The organism is Vibrio metoecus, assembly GCF_009665255.1.
In the GTDB taxonomy this organism is placed as follows: Bacteria; Pseudomonadota; Gammaproteobacteria; order Enterobacterales; family Vibrionaceae; genus Vibrio; species Vibrio metoecus_B.
In genome coordinates this window covers 264701-283449 of sequence record NZ_CP035687.1, presented here as the reverse complement: position 1 = coordinate 283449, position 18749 = coordinate 264701, and the positions used below count along the sequence as shown (strand labels likewise).

Sequence of the window (18749 nt, the reverse complement as noted above, 5' to 3'; positions counted from 1 at the left end):
TCCCAAACCACCTCAGTAGGCACGCAATCTATAATGGATTAGCGTGCCGCGAGAGTGTAACAGGATTTGTTGACGACAGAATAGCTCTGCTTGCCTCAGATTTAATACAAAGCGCTTTCGAGTATTTTGCGTGATTCTTGTAAGGTAATGGTACCTTGTTCACCTAGCTTCAGCATTCCGTGGGTGGTCAATTGCTGAATGACAGCGTCAACTGCGGCGGATTTTTCCATGCCGTGTTCCCCAAATTGGGTTGCCACATTGAGTTGGTGGTAAAAAGCTTCAATGGCCGCAATAGTTTTTTCCGCTAAATCATCGGATTGCGGTAGACCAAAGACATTTTTGCCCATTTGTTCGAGTTTGGCTTTTTTGTGCTCCAGTTGATTGCGTAGCAGCCAAGGTTGCACTATCGCTAACGAACGAGCGTGGTCTACATGCCATAACGCAGTCAGTTCATGACCGATCATGTGCGTTGCCCAGTCCTGTGGTACTCCAGTGCCAATTAAGCCATTTAACGCTTGGTTGGCTGTCCACATTAAATTGGCTCGCCATGCGTCATTGTCTCGATTTACAAAGTCTGCGCCTAAGGCTAACAGGTTGCGTAGCAGCACTTCGGCATAGCCTTCTTGCACCATAGCTTGAGTGGGGAGTGTCAAATACTGTTCACAAACATGAACCCAAGCATCCACTAAACCGTTGACTAATTGGCGTTCGGGCAAGGTTTTCATCACATCAGGGTCAAGCACCGCAAAGCGTGGCTGAACGGCGGGAGAGAGAAACGCCAATTTATCTTGAGTTTCCGCTTTGGTGATCACCGCTCCAGTATTGGATTCAGAGCCCGTTGCTGGCAAAGTCAAAATTGCACCGATAGGGGTAGCTTGTTTTACGGTGTGTTGCCCGGTCAAAATATCCCAACCATCTCCTTCATAAAATGCCGCTGCTGCCACGTACTTCGAGCCATCGATGACCGAGCCACCGCCGACAGCAAGAATGAAATCCACGTGCTGGTTTTTCACTATGTGCACCGCTTTATCCAGTGTTTCCTTGGTTGGATTAGGCTCAACACCGGAAAACTCAACCCATTGATGTTCACTTAGTGCCTCAACTACTTGGTCATAAACGCCATTACGTTTAATAGAACCGCCACCGTAAATAACTAATACTTTGTGATCTTTAGGGATTTCTTTGCGAATGCTGGCGATTTGGCCTTGTCCAAAGTGAATTTTAGTTGGATTTACATAACTAAAGTACATAGTGTTCACCTTATCTGTGCGGAGAGTTTACTTTTACATTTGGCGTTAATTTCGCCATGTAGTTTGTGAGTGAAAGCGATTAAGAAATACGATACCGACTTTCATACGTAGTTACTGTGTTAAATAGGTCAATTACGAGAATTTTTTGTTTTTTATGTGTCTGAATGAGTATAAAAATCAAAAAATTGAGAAAAGAGGAAGTCTGGAGATGTGATTTTTACTCTTTTGCAACATTAAGCATAGTTGTAGGCTAACGCTCCCTCTTAGGAAAATTTGTCACAAAAAATTTGTTGAACCCCGTATTTTGTTCTGAAAAACGGGGCTTTTTTTTATGGCTAAAAATTAATGAATAATTGGTTATTGATGCAAAATAACCCCTTGCTCATTGCATAAAATAGACAGTCATTTGCGAGTCATTATTAAAATTCACACTTTTCTGAGTGCCAAATTATTCCGCTATTCTAAAGTTGTTTTACGCAAGAATTTAAGTGAACCCATGTCGACGTGGTTTTATTTAATTAGTGAAACAATAACTTAAGGGAAACATAAAAATGCGTATTAACGATGGAACGGGCGTGAAGAGAATTTTTACTCTTAGTACCTTAACCGCCTCGTGTTTGATGGCGTTTAATAGCTACGCCGCAGTAGATTGTTCAGCACTACCAGAATGGCAATCATCTGCTGTGTATAACGGTGGCGCGAAGGTTCAGTACAAGGGCAATGCTTATCAAGCCAACTACTGGACACAAAATAACGACCCAGAAAAGTTTTCTGGCAACTACGCTCAGTGGAAACGGGTGGACTCTTGTTCGACATCCGGCGGTGCTAATCAAGCTCCAACGGTAAACTTAACCTCTCCACTTGCCACTGCACAGATCACCGAGGGTGAGGTAGTGAGTTTGGCGGCGAATGCTGCGGATGCAGACGGTTCTGTCGCTCGTGTTGAGTTCTCAGTGGATGGCGTATTGGTTGGTCAAGCTGCCAAAGCGCCTTATTCCGCAAGTTGGACAGCGACTAAAGGTGCACATGAATTCAGTGCAATAGCCTTTGATGACAAAGGCGCGGTGAGTGCCAAAAATGCAGTAACTGTGACAGTGAAAGAGGCTTCTGGCCCAGCTAACCAAGCTCCAACCGTCTCCATTACACTTTCTGCGGCCACTGTGGATGTTGGTGCAGTCGTGACCCTTACCGCGAATGCTGCGGATGCAGATGGCTCTGTTGATAAGGTCGATTTCTATGTGGGCGGCACCTTGGTTGGCACATCCGCTAAAGCACCGTACACGTTAAACTACACCACAACCAAAGCGGGGTCACTGGCTGTTTATGCGCGTGCAACAGACAATCTAGGCGCGGTGACCGATTCTGCATTAGCCACGTTGGTGGTGAATGGCGTTGCTCCTGTAGCAAGCTGCCGTCCTGATGGTTTGTATCAAACCGAAGGTGTTCAAGTACCTTATTGCACAGTTTATGATGAAGCGGGGCGTGAGAAGATGGGGGCCGATCATCCTCGTCGTGTCATTGGTTACTTCACCAGTTGGCGTTCAGGAGATGATGATCAAACGGCCTATTTAGTAAAAGATATTCCTTGGGAGCAATTGACTCACATTAACTATGCGTTTGTCAGCATTGGTTCTGATGGAAAAGTGAATGTTGGTGATGTGAACGATCCAAACAACGCGGCCGTTGGTAAAGAGTGGCCAGGAGTGGAGATTGATCCAACGCTAGGCTTTAAAGGTCACTTCGGCGCGCTAGCGACTTACAAGAAGAAATACGACGTAAAAACATTAATTTCGATTGGCGGTTGGGCTGAAACGGGTGGGCATTTTGATAACGATGGTAATCGTGTCGCAGATGGCGGTTTCTATTCGATGACCACCAATGCAGACGGCTCTATTAACCATGCCGGTATTGAAAAATTCGCGGCATCTGCAGTTGAGATGATCCGTAAGTATAAGTTTGATGGTGTGGATATCGATTACGAATACCCCACCTCTATGGCGGGCGCTGGAAACCCAGATGACAAAGCGCAGATGGAACCACGTCGTGCGTATTTGTGGGCTTCTTACCAAGAGTTGATGCGTGTTCTGCGTGAAAAACTCGATCAAGCTTCGGCACAAGATGGTCATCATTACATGCTGACGATTGCCGCACCATCTTCTGGTTACCTGCTGCGAGGTATGGAAACCTTTGATGTCACCAAGTATCTCGACTACGTCAACATCATGTCTTACGACTTGCATGGTGCGTGGAACGATCACGTTGGCCACAACGCAGCCCTATACGACACAGGTAAAGACTCTGAGTTGGCGCAGTGGAACGTTTACGGTACAGCGCAATACGGTGGTATCGGTTACCTGAATACGGACTGGGCATATCACTACTTCCGCGGCTCAATGCCTGCAGGTCGTATCAACATTGGTGTGCCTTACTATACCCGTGGTTGGCAAGGAGTAACGGGTGGTGACAATGGCCTATGGGGACGAGCAGCACTACCGAACCAAAACCTCTGTGCACCAGGAACGGGTGAGGGTGAGAAAAACAACTGTGGTCACGGTGCAACCGGTATCGACAACATGTGGCATGATGTTAACGCTGCAGGTGACGAAATGGGCGCAGGTTCTAACCCAATGTGGCATGCGAAGAACCTAGAAAAAGGCATTTGGGGTTCATACGCCGCGGCTTACAAACTCGATCCAACCACCACACCACTGATTGGTACTTACACGCGTAATTATGACAGCGTGGCGGTTGCTCCTTGGTTGTGGAACGCAGAGAAGAAAGTGTTCTTGTCGACCGAAGATAAACAGTCAATTGATGTGAAAGCGGATTACGTTATCGACAAAGAGATTGGCGGTATCATGTTTTGGGAACTAGCAGGTGACTACAGCTGTTATAACCTTGATGCCAACGGCAAACGTACCTCAGTGGATCCGACTGAGCAAGCGTGTGCCACCGGTAAAGGTGAGTACCACATGGGTAATACCATGACCAAAGCCATCTACGACAAGTTCAAAGCCGCGACACCTTATGGTAATAAAGTGGCTACAGGTGCCACACCAACGGAAGCGGTGAATATTGCGGTGAAAGTGGGTGGTTTTAAAGTGGGTGACCAAAACTACCCAATCAATCCGAAGATCACTTTCACGAACAATACAGGTGTTGATATCCCTGGAGGAACGGAATTCCAATTCGATATTCCTGTTTCTGCTCCGGATAACGCGAAGGATCAATCGGGTGGCGGCTTGAAAGTGATTGCATCAGGCCATACTCGTGCCAATAACATTGGCGGGTTAGACGGTACGATGCATCGCGTAGCGTTCTCACTGCCAGCTTGGAAGTCACTTCCTGCAGGGGCAACCTATGAATTGGATATGGTGTACTACCTGCCAATCTCAGGTCCTGCGAACTATTCAGTGAAGATCAACAACGTTGAATATGCATTCACCTTTGAACAGCCTGATTTACCAGTAGCAGATCTTTCTGCAGGCGGTAATACGGGAGGCAATACCGGAGGTAATACAGGCGGTGGTTCAACAGGTTCTATAATTCAATGGGTTGCTGGCTCCACACAAGTGAAAAGTGGAGACACTGTGATTTTCAATGGCAAATGCTTTGTTGCAAAGAATAACCCAGGTGTTTGGGAATCACCCACTCAATCAAATTGGTTCTGGACTGAAGTGACTTGTCCTTAGAATTAATGGACAGCTCCATTAAGTCAAGAAACCCCGCTAAGCGGGGTTTCTTATTATTACTTACGCAGTTCACACATAGCGCATAGAAGGCTCATCACCGTATTTAATTCAGCTCACAGAAAAACTGATAACTTTCGGGAACCACAACGACGCCACGTTCCGAAATGTGGAAGCGTTTACTGTCTTCATTCGGGTTCAACCCGATCTCAGTATTGGGTGGGATTTTTACATGTTTATCTATAATGCAGTGAACCAGTTTACAGCCTTCACCCACCTCAACATCATCAAACAGAATACTATCCACAATCAATGCAGAATCATTGATGCGTACATTGGAAGAAATAATCGAATGCTGCACTGAACCGCCAGAGTTGATAACGCCGTTAGCAATGATTGAGTTAATAAAAATCCCTTCATTCCCTGTGGCAGAGGAAACCGTTCTTGCTGGTGGGTATTGCTGCTCATAAGTGCGGATCGCCCAGTTTTTCTGATACAAGTTCATTGGGGGTACGGGTTGTAATAAATCCATATTGGCGTCATAAAAAGAGTCGATGGTACCCACATCACGCCAGTAGCAATCACGAGCAACTCGGCCTTTACCCGAGCAAAACGCGTAAGCAAACACGCTGCCGGTTTCGATTAATTTGGGGATCACATCTTTGCCAAAGTCGTGGCTAGATTGTTCAATCTCCGAGTCTTCCCTAAGAGCCTTTTTAAGGACATCCATATTAAAAATATAAATACCCATCGAGGCTAAACTGTGATCTGGTCTGTTGGGGATACAAGGGGGATCTGCGGGCTTTTCAACAAAGCAAGTAATACGAGAGTCGTCATCAATGGCCATCACGCCAAACGCGGAGGCTTCATGTCGAGGCACTTGCATACAGGCAATGGTTAAAGTGGCATTTTTGCTGATGTGTTCTTCGAGCATGGCAGCATAGTCCATGCGATAGATGTGATCACCCGATAGAACGACGACATACTTGGCATCACTGCGCGCCAGCAACCACATGTTGTGGAATAGGGCATCTGCTGTACCTTCGTACCATTTACCCCCTTTGCGCATTTGTGGTGGAACGACAGTAATGAACTCACCCAATTCAGGGTTGAAAATAGACCAACCGTTACGCAAATGCTTGTGCAACGAATGAGATTTGTATTGGGTGAGAACTAAAATTCGGCGAAGCCCCGAGTGCAAGCAATTGGTTAATGTGAAATCAATAATCCGATATTTTCCACCAAAAGGCACTGCGGGTTTGGCTCTGTCATCCGTAAGTGGGGAAAGGCGCGATCCCATTCCTCCAGCCAGTATGACAGCTAAAGAGTCCTGCATGATTTATCTCCATGAAGATATTTGCACACTGCTTTAGGGGGGAATCCCTGTGCAAAATGTGAGCTGAAACAAATATATCAAGCGTAGTACAGGATGGAGAGGTTAGATAAACGCTTTGTAATACAACGGCAAAGTTACTATATGAACATACACAAGCTGTGAGATAGCTCTTAGTAATTCTCGAACTTTGTAAAATTTTACATCAGGCAAAGTGATGCATTTCCGCTGTGGTGAGTACAGCAATTTGGTTGCGGCCGGATGATTTTGACTCATACAATGCAAGGTCAGCACGTTTATAACTTTGATCGGGAATGGAACAGAGATCGGTGACGCCACCGCTTAGTGTGACTTTTTGTTGATGAATGGAAGCAATGTATAGACGAACACGATTGAGCACGCGTTCCGCTTCTTCTACGGAGGTATGTGGAAAGATAATGGCAAACTCTTCACCACCGATACGAGCCACAAAGTCAGATTCACGCAACTGTTCTTGTATCCCTTGCGCGACAGTACGCAGAACATGGTCGCCCTCACTATGTCCCCATTTATCGTTAATCTTTTTAAAATGGTCGATATCTACAATCGCTAGACAAGCTTGTGCTAAGTTTGGGTAACGGCGGATCTTGGCGCATTCTAAATGGATGGTTTGATCGAATTTACGTCGGTTCCATAAATCGGTTAAAGCATCTTTCTCACTCAATTCGCGCAGTCGATTTTCCAACGCTTTGCGGTGAGAAATATCTACGAAAGAGGCAACGTAAAACTGAATAATATCGTTTTCATCACGAATGCTTTGAATGCGCAAAATCTCGGTAATGCTATCCCCATCTTTCCGCTTGTTAATAACTTCACCTTCCCATACGCCATTGTCTTGCAGCGCTTTCCACATCTGCATGTAGAACTCTGTTCGATGTAAGCCAGAAGCAAAAATAGACGGTTGTTTACCTTTGACTTCTTCAAAGGTATAGCCACTAAGCCGAGTAAACTCATGATTGACTTTGATGATCCGGTTACTACGGTCGGTGACAACTACTGCCGACATGCCATCCATCGCCGCGCGTGCCAGTTTGCTGTCGAGGCTATTTTTTAGATGGTTGATATTCCATGCTGCGAATCCTGCAGCAATGATGGTGAGCAGTGATAGCACGGTTACCGCTTGGCTTAGTAAGGACCACTGTGCATTGGCATAGGTATTTTCTATCTCATTTTTGTTGACGCGTAGTATCAATACCAATGGTTTCGCGTCAGGCAGTACAGAACTAAGGTCAACTTGTGCGTAACTAAACCAAGTTTGGTTAGATAGAGCGAATCCTTGTCGGTTGATTAACACTTTTTGCCATAAACCCGGATGTTGGTTAGGAAAGCTAAAGTGAGAGTCGCTATCCGCTTTTGATTCGCTCAGTAGTAGCTCACCCGATAAATTTAGGATGTCGGGGGAATCAAATTGGTCATAGATAAAAGAGAGTCGTTGATAAAGCGACTGTAATTTCACGGTCACGGTAAGGTAACCTTGAGATTGCCCTTGCTGTTCGATTCGTGTGACAAAACGAAAAGCAGGTAAAGCTCCCGATGGGTCTCCGGGATTGATGGCTAAACCGCTTGCCCACACTTGGTTGGTTGGAAGGTTGGCATATTTAGCAACAATCGCTTGGCTAAAGGCATCAGTAGTTTGTGCGGATTCGACAAAAACCACCTTCTTCCCATCATAAATGGCCCGAAGTTGTTCGCGTCCTTGAAGGTCCAGCAACTGGAATGAGGAAAAAATGTCTTGAGATTGCAAGGTGACATCCCACAACGTTTTTAACTGATGGAACGTACTCGTATTCAGTTCCTTGGCTGCGGAGAGTAAGGTGTCACTTCTGGCTAATACTTCAGTGGATTGATGTGCTTTTTTCAGCATTTGTAATAAATCATGCTGACTAAATTCAAGTTGTAAGCGTGTCTGCTTTTCTACGCGGCTGACGGCTTGGGTCTCAAGTTTACTGGCTTCATGTATAAAATACAGTGAAGGAATAAAACCGAGCACAAACGCAACAATTGAGAATTGAATAAGGTATTTTCGAGCTGACGTGTACATAATTCTGTTTATAAGTATTTAAGTGCATACTATATATTGATTTTAATGAGATTTCGCTTCCAAAACTTCACTTCGTGCACTCGATCATAGTTCGAGTGCTTCAACACAACGATCGAGTTCAATATCCCCATAAATAAGCGATGTACAACATTTACATTGTAAATCTTGTTTACCAGTTTCAGTGATTGACAGGATGAATAAGCATGAGTGGGCGTTACTCAAGCCATCAATGCATACAGAATTGTGCTCCTAATTCAAAAAAGATCCTTCACTCTGTGATTTTTGGTTAAGTTTTGTGCATTTGTCCCGCTATATTGATAAGAAAAGTAAAATCTGTCGCATTTTCTTGCTGAGAACATTGCGCTTTTATGGATCTCACGAGCGAGGGTAAATGAAAAAAATACTAATGCTACTCGTGTTATTGATTGGACTGGGGTGTGCTGGTGGGGGTTACTATTTGTTTTACCTCAAACCACAGATGGATGCAGAAGCGGCAAAGGCTAATGCTGCTGCGGAAACGGCACCGGCAACCGAACCTACAGCGCCCACACCCGCTGCTGAAGCTAAGCCTGAAATCATGGATTTTTATGTCGATGCTACAACGCTTGGCATTCGGGATCAGCCGGATTCAAGCGTGTATCCTGATGTCGACAAACAGCTATATCGAGGGGATAAAGTCCACTTACTGGAGAAAAAAGCAGGGTGGGGGCGTATTTCCGATTATTACGTTTATCAAGATGGAGGTCCTGAAGTCGCGGAGTGGATCCCGTTAGATGGATTGGTGGTTGAACCGCCAGTGATCACGCAAGAAGAACGGACAAAAACCCTAAAGGGATATATTGAAGGTTCGGATGACTTTTTGCTCTACCAAGAAATATTCCTTAAAACAACTGATACCTTACTCAAGGAAGGTATTTGTTCTCCCAAAGATTTTTCAGAGCTGAGTGGCTGGGTTCGTTCGGTGACTTTTGAAAAACAACAAGTGTATTTTATTTATTGTGGGGGCTTGAGTCAGGCTAATAAAATTTACCTAAATGTGGATACGGGGAAAATTTTCTATCGTTAGATCACATTTTTTCTCTTGAGCAAAAGCAGGCATCGGCCTACACTGCAGCCTTGTTGATGTAAGTTAGAGCTTTGTTCATGTTCTGGCGTGTCCTTATACAGTGTTGGTTTGCTCTGCTTGCGATGGTACTGCCTTCGCAAGTGATGGCTTGTGCGCTGGATAATGAACGCACGGTGCTACCAAGCCTTGACTCACTTCTTTCTCAAGGCCAGACGATTAATCATGATTGGTTGTTAGATTCGGCATCGCCCCCTGCGATACCGAGCTCACAGTCACATATAACCCATCGCTCCTATGCCATTTTGAACCACTCTCGTAGTGCACCAACTCAACGTGTACTCACTGGTTTTGGTTCTGATATTCCTTTCGATTTTGATGCCGATGAACCTCAATTAGGCTCTGTCAGTCGACCTCTGTTTATTGCGATCCGTTATTCGAATCGAAGCTACGACTTTTTCACTTCTACTCATAGACTCGCTGGCTGGAAAGAGAGTAATGCCATGTATGTTGCTCTTAACAGCCAGTATTCATAGTTCCATATTCAAAATTTAGTGTGACATTGTCACTTGTTGAATAACTCAGTTTAGGCTGAGAGGAAAAACTATGAAAAAAAGAGAACAAAAACAGGCGATAAAGCGTCTGATTAACCACTATTCTGCGTGGAAATACGTGGTGTTAATCACCACCATCATCATCCTTACGTTAAGTGCAATTCCAACTTGGTATGGCGAGCAACCCTCGATCCAACTGCAAACCAAAGATGCATCCAGCGTTTTGCGTAATGTGCCGGAACTGGCTCAGATCTTAAACAAACAGAATCTTACCGCTGATGAGATCACTCAGAAGGGTGATAAAACAACCTTAGTTTTTGCCAATGAAAGCCAGCAATCACAAGCGAGAAATGTACTGGATTCGCTAGTGAAAGAAGGGGATACCATCACATACTCCTATGTGTCGGTAGCACCTAAATGGCTAGATGATTTGGGTTTTTCTCCGATCAAATTAGGGCTGGATTTGCGTGGTGGCGTGCAATTTTTGTTGAATGTCGATGTAGACAAAGCCTTTCAAGAACAGCGAGAGAGCATGATCGATGCCGTTAAGGATTCACTGCGCACAGAGCGTTTACGCGGAGTTTCAATTGTGGCATTTGGTAATGATGGGTTTGAGGTAAAAGCCGAACAGCCACAAGCTTTGACTCATGTACGTAAATACCTGCAAGAAAACTACCGTGGTTGGGACATCCGTCAGGGTTCGGATCATTTGCAGGTTCAGCCTTCACAGCAAAATAAAACGGAATTTCAAACCGCCACCATTCAGCAAAACCTGAAAATCATGCGGGATCGAATTGAAGAACTGGGTATCACTGAGGCTCTTGTTCAGCGCCAAGGTGAACATGCGATTCGTATTGAACTTCCTGGGGTGCAAGATCCATCACAAGCTAAGAATGTGATCGGAGCGACCGCCAGTCTCGCGTTCTATGAAGCAAAATCTCCAACGGATGCTCGCAGTTTCGACGATTTAATTCTGGCCGATGGTAATGGCAGACCAGTAATTCTGGCCAAACGCCCTGTGCTGAGTGGTGAGCACATTGTCAACGCTCGTGCGGGTGTGGACAACATGGGGATGTCCGAGGTGAATATTTCACTGGATCACGCAGGCGGCAAAATCATGAGTGATTTTTCCGGTAAACACATTGGTAAACCCATGGCGACCGTGTATCGCGAGTATAAAACCAATGCGCGTGGAGAAACGGTTCGCAGCGAGAAAGTGATCAGCGTGGCGACCATTCAATCTCAACTAGGTAGCCAATTTCGAATTACTGGCGCTGGATCGATGGAAGAAGCGCAGCAATTAGCATTGCTATTACGTGCGGGCTCATTAACGGCACCTGTCACGATTGTTGAGGAGCGCACGATTGGAGCTTCTTTGGGTGAAGAGAACATTGCTAATGGCTTTGCCGCATTAGCGTTGGGTATGGCCATGACATTAACCTTCATGGCGCTTTGGTACCGTCGTTTAGGTTGGGTTGCCAATGTCGCTTTGTTGATCAACATGGCCTGCTTATTAGGGCTTATCGCTCTGTTACCCGGTGCAGTGCTGACATTGCCAGGGATAGCGGGGTTGGTATTAACCGTCGGTATGGCGGTGGATACTAACGTACTGATTTTTGAACGGATCCGAGACAAACTCGGCGAAGGGCGTAATTTTGCACAAGCGATTGACACGGGGTTTGATAGTGCTTTCAGTACCATCTTGGATGCCAACGTCACAACCATGATCACAGCGGTGATTCTGTACTCGATTGGTAATGGCCCTATTCAGGGTTTTGCACTGACGTTGGGCTTAGGCCTACTCACCAGTATGTTCAGTGGGGTGTTTGCTTCACGAGCGTTAATTAATTTGGTCTGGGGACGCGATACGCGTCGTGATGTGAGGGTCTAATCATGGTTGAATATTTAAAATCTCGGATTCGTCCAATTCGTTATGTGACGGGCATCATTTCTCTGTTATTGATGGTGATCTCGTTAGGCGCTTTTGCCGTTAAAGGCCTAAACATGGGGCTTGATTTTACGGGTGGAATGGTCACAGAAGCGACGATTAATCCTTCTGTGACGAAAGTTCAGTTACTTGAAAAGCTACAACCGACATTAGGTGAATCGGTTTCCGTTACGCCTTCAGGAGAAGATGGGCGTTGGGTGATTCGTTACCCATTACCCGCAGAAAACTCAACACCAGTTGATATCGCCGCAGAACTGCATCAACTCTCAGATCAAGTACAGATCGTCAGCAATAGCATGGTCGGTTCTCAGGTTGGGCAAGAATTAGTGGATCAGGGCGGCTTGGCATTACTGATTTGTCTATTGTCCATTCTGGGCTATTTGAGCTTTCGCTTCGAATGGCGTTTGGCAAGTGGAGCTTTATTGGCTCTGTTGCATGATGTGGTACTGGTACTCGGATTCTTTGCCATCACCCAGATGGAATTTAATTTGACGGTATTTGCTGCGGTCTTGGCTGTACTCGGTTACTCATTGAATGACTCGATCATCATCGCTGATCGCATTCGTGAGCTGTTGTTAGCAAAACAGCAAACCCCCACGGCAGAGATCAATGACCAAGCTATCATTGCTACCTTCTCACGTACTATGGTGACATCAGGAACAACCTTGATGACAATTTCAGCTCTATGGTTGATGGGCGGTGCACCATTACAAGGCTTTGCGATTGCAATGTTTATTGGTGTTATTTCAGGAACCTGGTCTTCAATTTCCATTGGTACAGTATTACCGGAATGGTTAGGGTTAGAGCCGAAGCATTATCTTCCCGTAGAGCTAGATGCCGCACCATAATCTTTATTCAAGCAATAAAAAGGCCAGTTTATACTGGCTTTTTTATTATCTATAAAATAATTAATTAACTAATTTAGTCCTATATTCCCCCAAGACACTATTATCAACAGTCTTATTTTTATTATCGATAGCAGTGATTGTTAATATAGGCTCTCATGCTAACTTATTCACATAATTAAGTTTATTAATGGCTTAATTGTCACTTATTTTTCGGCATGTTGATTATTTTAACTTTTATCAAAAGCATCTTACTGGCACTGTGGCAGGCTTTCTGCTTTGCATGTAACAGTTTAAATAACATTAACCTATTGATTTATGACAGTTAACTGATTTTTAAGTTTGCCGATTTTAATAAAAATCTCTTAAATTTCATCATCATTTATTTATTTAACAATTTGTTTTCATTTCATGAGAAGGTAGAGCTGGATCAATCTATTCAGAAAATACATCCAACTGAATTGGAATTGTCATAAACAGGGATTAGCTTTAGTGATGACAAGGAAATAGTCATGGTCTCGCTAATTGATTGTTTGATAAATATCCGATCATGAAAAATAACTTGTTGGTGAAAATATTCTTCCAAACGTTAACCAAACGATTTACTACTGTGATGGTGAGTCACACTCGTAGTAAAGATATATAAATTTGCTGTTGAGAATGGAGTCTTTAATGAGAAAAATCGCTTTGATCACAGGATCGAAAGGCGGGATAGGTTCTGCTATTTCAACCCAGTTGGTCAGTGAAGGTTATCGGGTGATTGCCACTTATTACACGGGTAATCATCAGTGTGCGTTAGATTGGTTTAATGAAAAGCAATTTACCGAGGATCAAGTTCGGCTTTTGGAGTTGGATGTTACCAACACCGAAGAGTGTGCAGAGCGTTTAGCGAAATTGCTTCAAGAAGAAGGCACCATTGATGTCATCGTCAATAACGCAGGCATTACGCGTGACAGTGTATTTAAAAAAATGTCGCCTCAAGCGTGGAAAGAAGTCATAGAGACGAATCTCAACAGTGTATTTAATGTTTCCCAACCTTTGTTTGCTGCCATGTGTGAGAAAGGATTTGGTCGCATTATCAATATCTCTTCAGTCAACGGTTTAAAAGGCCAATTCGGTCAAACCAATTACTCAGCAGCCAAAGCGGGGATGATTGGTTTTTCTAAAGCATTAGCTGCAGAAGGTGCTCGTTATGGCGTGACGGTTAACGTGATTGCTCCCGGTTACACGCTGACGCCGATGGTTGAACAAATGCGTGCTGAAGTTTTGCAATCGATTGTGGATCAAGTACCTATGAAACGCTTAGCTAAGCCGGAAGAAATAGCCAGCGCCGTCAGTTATTTAGCCAGTGATGCTGCCGCCTATATCACAGGGGAAACCTTGTCGGTGAACGGCGGCTTATACATGCGCTAAGTCGGAGGACGTATGGAAAAAATTTATATTGTGGGCGCTAAGCGCTCGGCTATCGGGGCTTTTGGTGGTTCACTCAAAGATTGTTCTGCAGGCACTTTGGCAGGGCAAGTCATCCAAGCGGCTCTTGTAGCCGCACAAGTCAAACCGGAAGCCGTTGATGAAGTAATTGTTGGCAACGTCATCAGTGCTGGACAAGGCATGGGGGTTGGTCGTCAAGCTGCGTTGGCAGCGGGGATACCACAATCGGTTCCGGCCTACAGCATCAATATGGTGTGCGGCAGTGGGATGAAATCCGTGATGGATGCGGTTTCACACATCAAAGCTGGAGATGCCGCTGTGGTAGTGGCCGCTGGTGTTGAAGTGATGTCTCAGATTCCATTTGCGACACCTGCCAGTCTGCGTGATGGCCACAAAATGGGAGCATTTGAAATAAAAGATCTGCTCATCCATGACGGTTTGACCGATGTTTTTAACCAATACCACATGGGGGTAACGGCAGAAAACGTAGCTAAGCAATTCACCATCTCACGTGAAGCGCAGGATGAATTTGCGTTGGCGAGCCAAATGAAAGCGACGGCAGCTATTGAAGCAGGGCATTTTAAGCGAGAAATCGTGCCTATTTCGGTCAAAAAACGTCGTGAAACGGTGATCTTTGATACGGATGAATATCCTAAACCCAATACTACTTTGGCGGCACTGCAAGGGTTGAGAGCTGCATTTGATGCTCAAGGTACGGTCACGGCTGGTAACGCCTCAGGCATTAATGATGGTGCGAGTGCGGTGATTATTGCCAGTGAAAGTGCGGTGCAGGAGCTTGGCTTAACACCAGTGGCAGAGATCATCAGTTACGCACAAACAGGCTTAGACCCTCAAATTATGGGATTAGGCCCAGTCAGTGCTGTGACACAAGCGTTGGCAAAGGCTGAATTATCCATCGAGAATATTGATTTGTTTGAGCTTAACGAAGCCTTTGCTGCACAAGCTCTGGGCGTAGTACATGGGCTTGCGGATCAGCATTCAATCAAATCAGAAGCTATTTTAGATAAAGCCAATGTGAATGGTGGAGCGATTGCTTTAGGGCATCCATTAGGCGCATCGGGTAATCGTATCTTGGTTTCTTTACTTCATGAATTACAGCGTCGCCATCAAAAATATGGTGTTGCTTCATTGTGCGTTGGTGGTGGCATGGGCACCGCGATCGTGATTAAAACCGTTTAATTTAAAAATCATTCACTAGGAGATAACGTATGTACACGGAATTTTTTAAAACATTCAGCGATCAGACAGAGAAAAACTTCGAACCGTATATCAAGTTCAACAAACTGGTGACCAAGAATGTTGAAGTGCTGACTGAGCTGCAACTGAATGCTATCCGCACATACAGCGATCTGGGTTTGGCGCAAATGAAAGCGGCCAGTGAGATCAAAGATGTGACTTCCTTAACTTCGTTCAACTCTCAACAGTTGGGCGTACTGAACAAGCTCTCTCAGCAAATGATGGATGACAGCAAAAAACTGCAAAACATCGCGAAAGAGTTTAAAGATGATGTAGAAAAACTTGCCTCTGAAAACCTTAAGACAGTGACCCCTGCGTAACACTGTATTTCGCGCCGCCTTCGGGCGGCGCTTTTTTCTGTTTTAAGGAGTAAGTGTATGTTCCAACATGCCTTTACGGACTACCTTGTCCAATTACAACAAGTGAATCAACGTTGGTGGAAAGAGGTTGAACAGAGCAAAGCGACCGTAAATTCCCCACTCAACAAAGCGATGCAAGAAGTGAATCTGGAAGACTCACTTAAGTTTTTTGAGCAAGCGGTCAACCAACCGGCTGCCTTGTTAAAATTGCAAACTCAATGGTGGGAGCAACAACTTCAGATTTGGCAAAAAGTGGTGCTAGAGTCCAAAGTTCAATCCATCATGGAAGCCGAAAAAGGAGACAAGCGTTTTAGCCATGAAGCGTGGCAGCAAGATCCTTTCTTCAATTTCATCAAACAATCCTATCTGTTGTTTAGCAAAACGTACCTCGATACCATCAACGCTATTGAAGGCCTCGATGAGAAATCCAAAGAGCGGATTTTGTTCTTCTCACGTCAGATGATCAATGCGCTTTCTCCAAGCAATTTCATTGCGACGAACCCAGAGTTGCTGCGTCTAACCTTAGAGAAAAACGGTGAAAACTTGATTGCGGGTCTTGAGCAACTGAAAGAGGACGTGGCTTCCAGTGCGGATATTCTCAAAATCCGCATGACCAACAACAATGCTTTCCGTCTTGGCGAAGATGTGGCCAACACGCCGGGTGAAGTGGTGTTCAGAAATGAGGTGTTTGAGCTCATTCAATACAAACCTCTGACTGAGCAAGTGGCAGTAACGCCACTGTTGATCGTTCCGCCTTTTATCAACAAATACTACATCCTTGATTTGCGTGAGAAAAACTCCATGGTGCGCTGGCTAGTCGAGCAAGGGCACTCTGTGTTTATGATCTCATGGCGCAATCCGGGTGCGGCGCAAGCCCAACTCAATTTTGAAGATTATGTGCTAGAGGGCGTCGTTAAAGCGGTGAATGCGATTGAATCGATCACTGGACAAGAGCAGATCAACGCGGCAGGTTATTGCATTGGCGGAACAGTATTAGCGACAACCATTGCTTACTACGCGGCTAAACGCATGAAAAAACGCATCAAAACCGCGAGCTTTTTCACCACTTTGCTCGATTTCTCTCAACCGGGAGAAGTGGGAGCCTACATCAACGACACCATCATTCGAGCCATTGAGCTGCAAAATAATGCCAAAGGCTATATGGATGGCCGCTCACTCAGCGTGACATTCAGTTTGCTCCGTGAAAATAGCCTGTACTGGAATTACTACGTGGACAACTACCTGAAAGGGCAGAGTCCGGTTGATTTTGACCTTCTGTACTGGAACAGCGATAGCACTAACGTGGCAGGTGCTTGCCATAACTTCTTGTTACGAGAGCTCTATCTTGAGAACAAGTTGGTTCAGGACAAGGGCGTAAAAGTCGGTGGTGTCTGGATTGATTTAGATAAAATCAAAGTGCCGAGTTATTTCATTTCTACCAAAGAAGATCACATCGCTCTGTGGCAAGGCACTTACCGCGGCGCATTGCGTACAGGTGGTAACAAAACCTTTGTGCTGGGTGAATCTGGGCATATTGCGGGAATCGTTAACCATCCTGACAAACGTAAGTATGGTTACTGGGTTAACGACACCTTGGATGATTCTGCGGAAGATTGGCTGGAAACGGCCCTGCACCGAGAAGGTTCATGGTGGGTGCATTGGAATGAGTGGTTAAACGGCTTTGCAGATGGCAGCAAAGTTGAACCTTATCCATTAGGCAATGCCGACTATCCGGTGTTGTACAGTGCACCGGGTGAGTATGTAAAACAGGTCTTACCCATTCAAGACGCCTAAAAGTAACGCCACCTTAGGGTGGCGTTATTCTTGTTGTACTTGAGTTTAAATGTCGAGAGAGACGGCTTTACTCAAGGTGTTATCACTATTTTGCATAGGGCAGCAAAAATAGGCCACGAGGGTTAAAGACTACATACGCGTGCTGAGTTAATGCGTGATTAAACTGCGCGGAATTGAGCTGTAACAGCAGTTCTTGATCGTGCCATTTTACGGTCACTTCATACATTGAACCCATATACGCAGATTTGAGGATTTGGCAGGCTTGGCTTTCACTGCCTTGCGTATGTAAGGTAATGGCTTCTGGCCGCACGCCAATTTGATATTCGCCGGTAGGCTTATCCCGCGTCACTTCAAGATCGGCATCAATCGCATAGCCATTAATGTGGATCTGCTGCCCGTCAAAATGGCCTTGGAACATGTTGGCTTCACCCATAAAGTTTGCCATAAACATCGACTTAGGCGCTTTATACAACTCTTGTGGCGTGCCGATTTGCATGATGTCGCCCTGTTTCATCACGATAACGGTATCTGATACCGCAAAGGCTTCTGCCTGATCGTGCGTCACGTAGAGCGAGGTAATATCAAAACGCTGTTGCAGTTCGCGAATCGTTTCACGCATGCTGCGGCGCAAGTTGGCATCTAAGTTACTCAACGGTTCATCAAACAGCAGCACCTTAGGTTTGAGCACCAAAGCCCGGGCAAGGGCAACACGTTGCTGCTGGCCGCCGGAAATCTGGTCAACATAGCGTTCACCCATCCCTTCGAGATCAACAATTTTGAGTGCCTCATCAACGCGCTGACGCACTTCTTCACTCGGCAATTTGAGCATTTTCAAGCCATAAGCCACGTTTTCGTACAGAGACATGTGCGGGAACAGTGCATAAGACTGAAACACCATACAGATATCGCGTTGTTGGATGGAACGTTCGGTGACGTCTTCACCATCAATAAAAATCTGCCCGCTGGTCGGTTTTTCTAAGCCAGCCACCAAACGTAAAACGGTGGTTTTCCCACAACCGGAAGGGCCAAGTAACGTAACCAAGCTGCCTTTTTTGATCTCAAGATCCAAGTTGCCAATCACGGTATTACTACCAAAGCGTTTGCAGATGTTTTTGAGTACAACAAAGTTTTGTTTTTCCACGGTGA

General features: G+C 45.2%; 13 protein-coding genes. 9 read left to right on the top strand and 4 right to left on the bottom strand.

Going from position 1 to position 18749, the window contains the following annotated elements; translation table 11 throughout:
• Positions 1-101: 101 nt before the first annotated feature.
• Entirely contained in the window at positions 102-1250 is a 1149-nt protein-coding gene (locus EPB59_RS14825; protein WP_154173533.1) for an iron-containing alcohol dehydrogenase, read from the bottom strand.
• A 551-nt stretch (positions 1251-1801) separates the two neighbouring features.
• On the opposite strand from EPB59_RS14825, the gene EPB59_RS14820 reads away from it, so the two are divergent.
• Positions 1802-4942: a chitinase C-terminal domain-containing protein gene (locus EPB59_RS14820; RefSeq protein ID WP_154173531.1), complete on the top strand. Its 3141-nt coding sequence runs from the start codon at positions 1802-1804 to the stop codon at positions 4940-4942.
• Positions 4943-5045: 103 nt separating this feature from the next.
• Here EPB59_RS14820 and glgC read toward each other — a convergent pair whose 3' ends face one another.
• Complete coding sequence (gene glgC, locus EPB59_RS14815; RefSeq protein WP_055049946.1) at positions 5046-6275, bottom strand: glucose-1-phosphate adenylyltransferase; 1230 nt, start codon at positions 6273-6275, stop codon at positions 5046-5048.
• 202 nt (positions 6276-6477) lie between these two features.
• Positions 6478-8352, bottom strand: a complete 1875-nt coding sequence (locus EPB59_RS14810) for a sensor domain-containing diguanylate cyclase (protein WP_154173529.1) — start codon at positions 8350-8352, stop codon at positions 6478-6480.
• A 406-nt stretch (positions 8353-8758) separates the two neighbouring features.
• Here EPB59_RS14810 and EPB59_RS14805 point away from each other — a divergent pair, with 406 nt between their 5' ends.
• The 8 genes from EPB59_RS14805 to EPB59_RS14770 all read left to right on the top strand — a co-directional run bounded on the left by EPB59_RS14805 (position 8759) and on the right by EPB59_RS14770 (position 17603).
• On the top strand, positions 8759-9418 hold the full coding sequence (locus EPB59_RS14805) for a hypothetical protein (protein WP_195707185.1): 660 nt from the start codon (positions 8759-8761) through the stop codon (positions 9416-9418).
• 77 nt (positions 9419-9495) lie between these two features.
• Positions 9496-9951: a hypothetical protein gene (locus EPB59_RS14800; RefSeq protein ID WP_154173526.1), complete on the top strand. Its 456-nt coding sequence runs from the start codon at positions 9496-9498 to the stop codon at positions 9949-9951.
• Positions 9952-10021: 70 nt separating this feature from the next.
• Complete coding sequence (gene secD, locus EPB59_RS14795; RefSeq protein ID WP_154173524.1) at positions 10022-11860, top strand: protein translocase subunit SecD; 1839 nt, start codon at positions 10022-10024, stop codon at positions 11858-11860.
• Positions 11861-11862: 2 nt separating this feature from the next.
• Positions 11863-12765, top strand: a complete 903-nt coding sequence (gene secF, locus EPB59_RS14790) for a protein translocase subunit SecF (protein WP_055049941.1) — start codon at positions 11863-11865, stop codon at positions 12763-12765.
• Between the two features lie 669 nt (positions 12766-13434).
• Positions 13435-14175, top strand: coding sequence for an SDR family oxidoreductase (locus EPB59_RS14785; protein ID WP_055049940.1), 741 nt, complete (start codon positions 13435-13437; stop codon positions 14173-14175).
• Positions 14176-14187: 12 nt separating this feature from the next.
• Positions 14188-15393, top strand: a complete 1206-nt coding sequence (locus EPB59_RS14780; RefSeq protein WP_154173521.1) for an acetyl-CoA C-acetyltransferase — start codon at positions 14188-14190, stop codon at positions 15391-15393.
• A gap of 29 nt (positions 15394-15422) precedes the next feature.
• Positions 15423-15770 carry a phasin family protein gene (locus EPB59_RS14775; protein ID WP_000287819.1) on the top strand — a complete coding sequence of 116 codons (348 nt, stop codon included), beginning with the start codon at positions 15423-15425 and terminating at the stop codon, positions 15768-15770.
• 57 nt (positions 15771-15827) lie between these two features.
• On the top strand, positions 15828-17603 hold the full coding sequence (locus tag EPB59_RS14770) for a class I poly(R)-hydroxyalkanoic acid synthase (protein WP_154173519.1): 1776 nt from the start codon (positions 15828-15830) through the stop codon (positions 17601-17603).
• A gap of 85 nt (positions 17604-17688) precedes the next feature.
• Here EPB59_RS14770 and fbpC read toward each other — a convergent pair whose 3' ends face one another.
• On the bottom strand, positions 17689-18744 hold the full coding sequence (gene fbpC, locus EPB59_RS14765; protein ID WP_154173517.1) for a ferric ABC transporter ATP-binding protein: 1056 nt from the start codon (positions 18742-18744) through the stop codon (positions 17689-17691).
• Between the last annotated feature and the right edge of the window lie 5 nt (positions 18745-18749).